This is a genomic window from Phenylobacterium sp., assembly GCF_041691455.1.
In the GTDB taxonomy this organism is placed as follows: Bacteria; Pseudomonadota; Alphaproteobacteria; order Caulobacterales; family Caulobacteraceae; genus Phenylobacterium.
The window spans coordinates 1-7,589 of the sequence record NZ_JBEPUO010000059.1; the positions used below are offsets into that span (position 1 = coordinate 1).

Consider the following 7,589-nt stretch of genomic DNA (forward strand, 5'->3'; position numbering starts at 1 on the left):
ACCCTATTGTTCGTCGGCCGCGACTGTTGTTTAAATGCCCCTGGCGCACCACCTCTTCGCGGGTCAATTCCTGGTCGTCGGCCGCGCTGGCGGCGCGGCCGCGGGCGCGGGCGCGGGGGGGGGGGGCGCGCTCCAGGATGCCGGAGAGGATCTCGTCAAAGGCCGCGAAGAGGGCGTTCTGGTCGGCGATCCGCAGCGCCAGCAGCCGATTGAGAAAGGTGTTCATCGGCGGCATGTCGTCGGAGGCTTTGAGGTTCCCCTCGTGGTCCAGAAGCCGAAGCGCGGTCTTTGCCTCGAAGGTCTCCCGATCCATGGCCGGGACATTTCCGAAGTGGAGCGCGACGTAGAAGGCCTGTAGTGCGCGATGCGCCCAGGGGCTTTCCAGGTTGTCCTCGGCGCGGAAGAGCCCGTTGCCGGCGGTCCGCCGCTCCCCCCGGGTGAGGGCGCCCAGGCTGTCGAGCCGCCGCGCGATGGTCGAGGTGAAGCGCTTCTCGCCGTGGATGTCGGTGGTGACCGGCCGGAAGAGCGGCGCCACCGCCTGGTTGGTGCGGTGGGAGCGTCCCAGGCCCTGGATCGCCGCATCCGCCCGCCAGCCCGGCTCCACCAGATAGTGGACGCGGCGCTGCTGGTTCGGCGCGCCCAGGTCGGCGTGATAGCTGCGGCCAGTGCCGCCGGCGTCGGAGAACACCAGCACGCGCTTCTTGGCCGCCATGAAGGCGTCGGTCTCGGCCTTGGCGGCCGAGGCGCTCCGCCGCTCGACCACCCTGCGGCCGTCGCGGGTCACCACACGACGGCTGCGGCCGGTGATCTCCGCCACTTGCTCGGTCCCCAACGCCGCCAGCACCGCGTCCAAAACCCCGGGTACGGCCGGCAGGCTCGCCAGATGGACCAACAGCTCGTCGCGTAACCGAAGCGCCTCCTGGCTGATCACCGGGACCCCGTCGCGCATCAGCGGGACCAGGGTGACGTTGCCGTCCTCATCGTCCAGGGTGTCCATGGCGGTGATCGGGAAGGCGCCCATCAAATAGTCTAGCACCTGATCCTTCGGCGTCAGGTCGACGGCGAGGTTGTTCCACTCTTCGGCCGGAATCTCGGCCAGCCGGCGCTCCATTACCGCCTCGTTGGTCGAGACCACCTGGACGACGGACGATCGGCCCTCGGCCAGGTCACGGCGGATCGACGCCACCAGGGAGGGCGCCTTCAGGCCGGACAACAGGTGGCCGAAGAACCGCAGCTTGGCGCCCTCAAACGCCGACATCACCGCTGACGCCGCCTGGCCGGATTTGGCCTTGCCGTCCTCGGTCACCCCCACGGCCTCGAGGGCGGCCCGCAGGTTCCGATGGATCAGCTGATAGACGTCGGCCCAGGCGTCCCAGATCGCGATGTCGTCTTCGGTGAGGGGATGGCGCAAGGGCTCGTATTCGACGCCGTCGAAGGACAGAGAGCGGGCGATGTAGAGGCCCATGGCCTTCAGCTCGCGGGCGATAAGCTCCATGACGGCCACGCCGCCGGACTCTATGGCGTCCAGGAACGCGTCGCGGGTGGGAAAGGGCGCGTCCGGCCCGCCCCAGAGCCCCAGGCGCGCGGCATAGGCCAGGTTCTCCGGCGTCGTCGCGCCGGTGGCCGAGACATAGAGGATGCGCGCGTTGGGCAGTCGGTTCTGCAGGGCGAGGCCCGCCATCCCCTGCTGCGAGGCCTTCTTCGGCCCGCGACCACCGCCACTTGCGCCCTTGGGGCCGCCCGCCGCGTTGGCCATGGCGTGGGCTTCGTCGAAGACGATCACGCCATCGAAGTCGGCGCCCAGCCAGGTCACGATCTGATCCAGCCGGGACGGGCGCTCGCCGCGGGCCGGTTGGCGCAGGGTCGCGTAGGTCGAATAGAGGATGCCGCGGTCGAGGCGAAGGCCATCCCCCTGCTTCCACGACGACTGGGGCGTGATGTCGGACGCCGCGCCGCCAACGGCGAGCCAGTCGCGCCGGGCATCCTCCAGAAGGGCGTCGTTCTTGGACAGCCAGACCGCGCGCAGACGACCCTGCGCCAGGTTGTCGGCGATGACGCCGGCGATCTCCCGGCCCTTGCCGCAGCCGGTGCCGTCGCCGAGGAAGAAGCCGCGACGAAAGGCCACCGCGCCATCGGTCTCCGGTGAAACCAGCCGGACTTGGTGCGCGGCCTCGCCCAGCACCCAGGCGCCCGGCAGGTGGCCCGCATGCGCCTCGCCGGCGTAGATCACCGTTTCCATCTGGGCGTCGGACACCCGGGCCAGGTCGGTGATCGTCACCGGCAGCACCGGCCGGTAGCTGGGGGCCGGGAGCGGCACCGACGCCATCGGTCCGGACTCGACCAGGGGCGAGGGATGAGGCTGAACGCTCGGGAAGCGGACGCGGCCCAGCGCATAGGCCTGGTAGAGGCCCACGTCGTGGCCCTCGCCAGACCAGGCGATCGCCTCATAGGCCAGGGGGGCGGTCGTCGCCAGAAAGGCAAACCGGTTGGAGGGGGAGGCCAGGGTCCGAGCCCGCGGCGCGAGCAGGGCGGCCCGATCCACGGCCCGGAACTGGCGGATCTGGGCGGTGGGGCGCGCCGCGACCCAGGCCGCCAGGCGGGCGGCGTCGGCCAGAGACTCCGCCGTGAGCGTGGCGCCCAAACCCCCGTCTGGCGCGCCCCGGTCGATCACCAGCAAGCCGGTTTCAACCGACGTCCCGTGCTTGGCGTAGGCGCGGGGCGGGAACGCCAGGCGCAAGACGATCGGCCCGCGCTCGGCCAGGCGGCGCAGGGCCGGCGCGTCGTCAAACAGGCGGGCCGGGACGATGGCGGCGAGCCGCCCGCCATCGGCCAGGGCGTCGAGACCGGCATGCAGGTGCTCGACCAGATGCTGGAAGGGCGGATTGGCGAGGACGACGTGGAAGCCGCCTGACCCCGGCAGGAGATCGCGAAGGTGCAGGGCGTCGTGACCGCTGCGTTCGGCGCTAGGGAAAAGCCCGTTGAGGATCGCGGCGCGCGGGGCGGCGAGTTCGTTGAGGGTCAGGCTCGCCCCGCAGGCCTCGGCCAGAATCGCGAGAAGGCCGGTGCCCGCGGACGGCTCAAGCACGCGGTCGCCCGGTCGGACCTGCGCGGCAAGGACCGCCAGGGCGCCGAGCTGCGGCGGCGTCGAGAACTGGTCCAGCGCGACCTGCTCTTCGCTGCGGCGGCTGTGGGTCAGGCTGAGGTCGGCAAGGTTCGCCAACAGCGCGGTGATCTCCACCGGCGCGTCCTCCAGGCGGCCCACCTGCGGGCTCAGCCTGCGGATCTGCAGCACGAGCGCGGCCTCGATCGCGTCATAGGCGTCGCGCCAGATCCAGGCGCCCTGGGCGTCAGACGCTCCAAAGGCCGTGGTCATGACGCTGGCGACCAGACAGCGGTCCAGGGCCCGAGCGCGATTGAGATGGGGCGAGAGCGCGCGGGCGGCGGCCAGGAGGTTGGCGGCCTTCTCAGCGGCGCCGGGGGCAGCGGCCAACAGCGGCAGCAGGGCGTTCATGGCGGGGGTCCCGATCGCCCGCGGCGGAGGGCGCCTCCCTCCCATCCCGACGGGCTCGCCCGTCCGCCCCTTCCTCCCCCTCCAGACCAAGAGCCCCCGCCGGGACGGCGAGGGCTCCAGGCTCAGGCGGCCAGGGGTTCGGGGGTCTCCACCAGAAGGTCGGGAGCGTCCGCCGCATCGTCGGCCGGCGCCTCGTCTCCATCCGCCGCACTCGGCCCCGGGTCCGGCGTCTCCATCTCCGGTTCAGCGCCGGCCCAGGACAGCGCCGCCGGGGCCCATTGGCGCTCGGCTGCGGCGTCGGCCACGAAGGTCACCAGATCGCCCTTCTTCAGGCCCTTCGCCCGGTCGTCCTCGACCTGCATCTCGTCCAGCAAGCCGGTGAGCTGGGTTTTGGAGTGGACCGTCAGATAGGCCTGGTCCGGCGTCCAATGGGCGGAGATGTCGGCCGCGCAGAGGGCGGCGATCTCGGCTGCCTCGGCGCGCGCGGCGGTGCGCAGCCGATCGGTGCGGCCTTCGCGCAGGTTGAGCGAGATCGCTACCAGCTCGGCCATCAGAGCAAGCTTGTCGCCGTGCGCCAGGGTCTCCACCCAGCCGATAGGGCGCAGGCCCGAGGCCCGGTAGGCGCTGCGCCGCCCATCGAGGCGGGCCCGCACCTCGCCGTCCAGGGCCGGGATCACCGGCATGGTTCCGCGCCGATAGGCCGTGGCGGCGATAGCGGCGGCGGACTCGTCAAGACTGCCGCTGGAATGCAGGGCCAGTTGCTTGAAGAGCTGCGCCACCAGCACCGTCAGTGCGGCGCTGGGATCGTCGGCCAGGTCGCGGATCAAGCCCCGCGTGGCCACGTCGGTGACCGTCTCATGCAAGGCGTGGCTGGACCCTTCCACGTCGACGTCCGCACGCGGCACCTCGATGTCCGGCGTCCGGCGGCCCAAGGCCGTGTCGTCCGCGTCCTCATCGTCACCGTCCTCCGGCTCGCCCTCGACGGGCGGCAATTCCGCCTCCGCGATCGGAACCGAATAGAAGGTCGCCGAGACCCCGTAGGCATCGGCCGGGGACAGCAGGACCGCGCCGATGCGGCTGCGGGTCAGAGGCGCGCCGGCCACCGCCTTCAGGGCGACGAACAGCGGCTCCAAGGCCGCCGGCGCGTCGTCCGCGGTGGGGTCGAGGTCCTGCAGCTCACTGGCCAGGCGCGTCACCTCGCAGTTGGCGTCATCCAGGGCCTGGGTCTGCGCGGCGGCCAGGTCGCGGCGGTAGACATAGGGCAGCGGATCGAAGCCATCCGGAGCCCGGATCGCCGCTTCCCGGCCGACAAAGACCGCCAGGCCGTCCTCGCTCAGACGGTCGACCAACGGCTGGATGCGTTCCCGCCAGGCCGCCTGCAGGACCTCGGGATCCAGCAGGCTGTCCGGCAACTCCGCGAACAGATCAGACGAGATCCGCCCGCCGGCTGCCGCGTAGCGCTCCAGCCCCACCAGGGTCAGCCGATCATCGTCCAGCGTCGCACGGTGGGGGTCTACGAGGTTGCGCAGCTGGTAGTCATTGAAGTAGCCGTCCAGCGCCGTCTGGGCGATCTCGGCCTGGGATACCGTCGACGGCAGCCGCGCGAACAGCCGGACCTGTTTCTGGGTGAGACGCCCTTGGCGCAGCGCTTTCAGCACGGTCGGATGGACGCCGGCCATGGCCTCGAGGCGGCGGATTTCCAGCTCGTCATAGCCGAGCGCCTGGGCGATCGCGGCCGTGCCCATCTTGGCCTTCCGAAGCTTGCCGATCGCCGAGATCACGTCGGCCACATGGACCGCTACATGCTCGGTGTTCGGAAGCAGGATCGCCGCGGCGATCTGGGCCTTGGTCTCGGCCAGGCGGCATTCCACGAGATAGTCGTCGTCCACCACCCCCCGGTCCTTGAGGATCAGCAGCGCCATGCGCCGCCGGCGGCCGTCCAGAGCCATGTGCGGCAGCTCGCCCTTGCGGCCCACGCGCACGAGGGGCGGGATCACCACGCCCGCGGCAAGGATGGTGTCGGCGAGCTGCGGAACCCCTTCGTCGGCGGGTTCGTCGTAGCGGAGGTTCTCCCGGGCGAGGCCCAGGTCGCCCAGGCGCACCCGGATGGTGGCCATGCGGACCGGCGCCTCCGCGCCGGGCGCTGCGGTATCGGCTGCCGCGGCTTGCGGGGATTGCGTCTGCAGATCGGTCATCAGGATCAAGCTCCTGCGCCGGGGCGAGGGACATCCAGCCCTTGGGCGCACCCGCCCCGTCCCTACCTCCCCCCTCCACGACGTCCGCGGCGGTCACAAGCGGGAGGTCTCACCCGCCCACTCATTCCAGTCCCCGGCCGGCGCGGGGGGCAAGGCGATCTCCGCGTCCAGACCGAGGCGCCGGAGGCGCCGCCACAACACGGCGGCGGACTCCTCGCCGTCCCGTCCACGATCCGCCGCGATCAACACCGAACGGACCTCCGCCGGCGGCGTCCAGGCCCGCAGGTTGCGGGTGGAAAGCAGCGCCCAGCCGGGCAGGCCGAAGCGGTCGGTGGCCGAGAGCGTCGTGAAGACGCCTTCGCCGACCAGCATGGTTTCGGCCGGCGGGTCGAGGCGGACGGCGCAGCCGCCCGGCGCCAGGCCCACGGTCTTGCGCGACAACCGCAGGTCCTCAGCCCGCCGCCCCTCCGGCGTGAGGTAGGTAACTTCGACACCGGTGAGGTCGCCCGCCGGCGTCAGAATCCCCGCCAACAGGGCCGGCCGGCGATATCGGCCCCAGCGATAGGCGGCCACCGGCGCCTCGGGATGATGACGCAGGGCCCCCGCCCCGGGGAGATCCCGGCGGATGCCCCGCCGCCGGGCGTGGACCGCCGACAGGGTCCCGTCGAGCCCGCGACCCTCGGTCCAGAGCCGCGCCGCGATCCGTTGGCGCGCGCCACGGCTGGGCGCGTCGGCAGGCCCGACCTCGCTGTTCCCAGGGTCCGACGACGACGGCGCGCCGGTGGTGTCGACCAGCTGCAGACCGCGGAGATGGTCGAGGACGCCGCGCCAGTCCCCGTCCCCGAAGGTGTGGACCACCAGGCGGTGGTCCCGCAGCCAGAGCGAGACTGAGCGGTCCGCCCGACTGTGGCCGGGCGCGGGCACGTTGGCGCGCCGCCCGCCGTCATAAAGGTCGCCGCCCAGGGCGCGGACGATGCGATGCAGGGTCATGGCCGGCCTCCGTTACATCAGGCCCAAGGCGCGAAGGCTGGCGACCTGCTGACCGCCGACCACGAGATGATCGTGCACCTGAAGGCCCAGGGCTTCGGCGGCGGCCACGACCTGGCGAGTCATGTCGATGTCGACCGCCGACGGCGTCGGGTCACCCGTTGGATGGTTGTGGCAGAGCAGCATCGCCGAGGCGTTCAGCTCCAGCGCCCGGCGCACCACTTCGCGCGGGTAAACGGGGGCGTGGTCGACGGTCCCATCGGACATCCGTTCGTCGGCAATCAGCCGGTTGCGCTTGTCCAGGAAGAGGACGCGAAACTGCTCGCGCGGCGCGCCGACCAGCGTGGCGCGGAGATAGGCCTGCACCTGTGAGCTGGCGGTCAGCAGGCAGCGGTCGCGCAAGGGCCGCGCGAGCAGGCGCCGCGCGAGTTCCTGGGCCAGCTTGATCCGGCCGGCGGCACGGCGCCCGGTCACGCGCACAAGGCTCGCTGGCGGGGCGCCCAGCACCTCCGGCAGGGATCCGAAGGCGTCCAGCAGCACGCGCGCCGCGGCCTCATCGAGGCCGCAGAGGACCTCCAGGCAGTCGAAGTCATCCAGGCCGTTGAGGTCGGGACGCAAGAGGTCCGCCTCGAGCCGGCGGCGTCGCGCCAGCGTCTCGGCGGCGACCAGGCGGCTGGGTCCGCAGCCTGGCGGCTGCGGCGAAGTCATGCGCGAAAGCGCGGGAACGGCGGTGAAGGCCGGAGACGCGGACATGGCGGGGAACCTGGGCTGGCGACCCCTCGAACGGGGCCGCCCGACTCCGCCCTTCCTCCACCCTCCCGTAAGGGGCGTTGCGGGCCCTCCCGCTGACCTGATGTCCATCGGCATGGCGCCGTCGCGCCTTTGTGCGACCGTTC

The 7,589-nt window shown here is 71.9% G+C and carries 4 protein-coding genes; all 4 read right to left on the bottom strand.

Annotation, left to right across the window (positions count from 1 at the left end; all coding sequences use genetic code 11):
* Nucleotides 1-3,511, bottom strand: a 3,511-nt coding sequence (locus ACESMY_RS23215; protein ID WP_372787013.1) for a strawberry notch-like NTP hydrolase domain-containing protein, incomplete at its 3' end; no start/stop codon positions are given.
* 122 nt (nucleotides 3,512-3,633) lie between these two features.
* Complete coding sequence (locus ACESMY_RS23220; protein ID WP_372787014.1) at nucleotides 3,634-5,706, bottom strand: ParB/RepB/Spo0J family partition protein; 2,073 nt, start codon at nucleotides 5,704-5,706, stop codon at nucleotides 3,634-3,636.
* Nucleotides 5,707-5,799: 93 nt separating this feature from the next.
* Nucleotides 5,800-6,696: a toprim domain-containing protein gene (locus ACESMY_RS23225; protein WP_372787015.1), complete on the bottom strand. Its 897-nt coding sequence runs from the start codon at nucleotides 6,694-6,696 to the stop codon at nucleotides 5,800-5,802.
* A 12-nt stretch (nucleotides 6,697-6,708) separates the two neighbouring features.
* Nucleotides 6,709-7,446, bottom strand: a complete 738-nt coding sequence (locus tag ACESMY_RS23230) for a RadC family protein (RefSeq protein WP_372787016.1) — start codon at nucleotides 7,444-7,446, stop codon at nucleotides 6,709-6,711.
* Nucleotides 7,447-7,589 lie beyond the last annotated feature (143 nt).

Coding starts and splice junctions, on each gene's coding strand:
- ACESMY_RS23225 (WP_372787015.1), bottom strand. CDS start 6,696: ATGACCCTGCATCGCATCGTCCGCGCCCTGGGCGGCGACCTTTATGAC.
- ACESMY_RS23230 (WP_372787016.1), bottom strand. CDS start 7,446: ATGTCCGCGTCTCCGGCCTTCACCGCCGTTCCCGCGCTTTCGCGCATG.
- ACESMY_RS23220 (WP_372787014.1), bottom strand. CDS start 5,706: ATGACCGATCTGCAGACGCAATCCCCGCAAGCCGCGGCAGCCGATACC.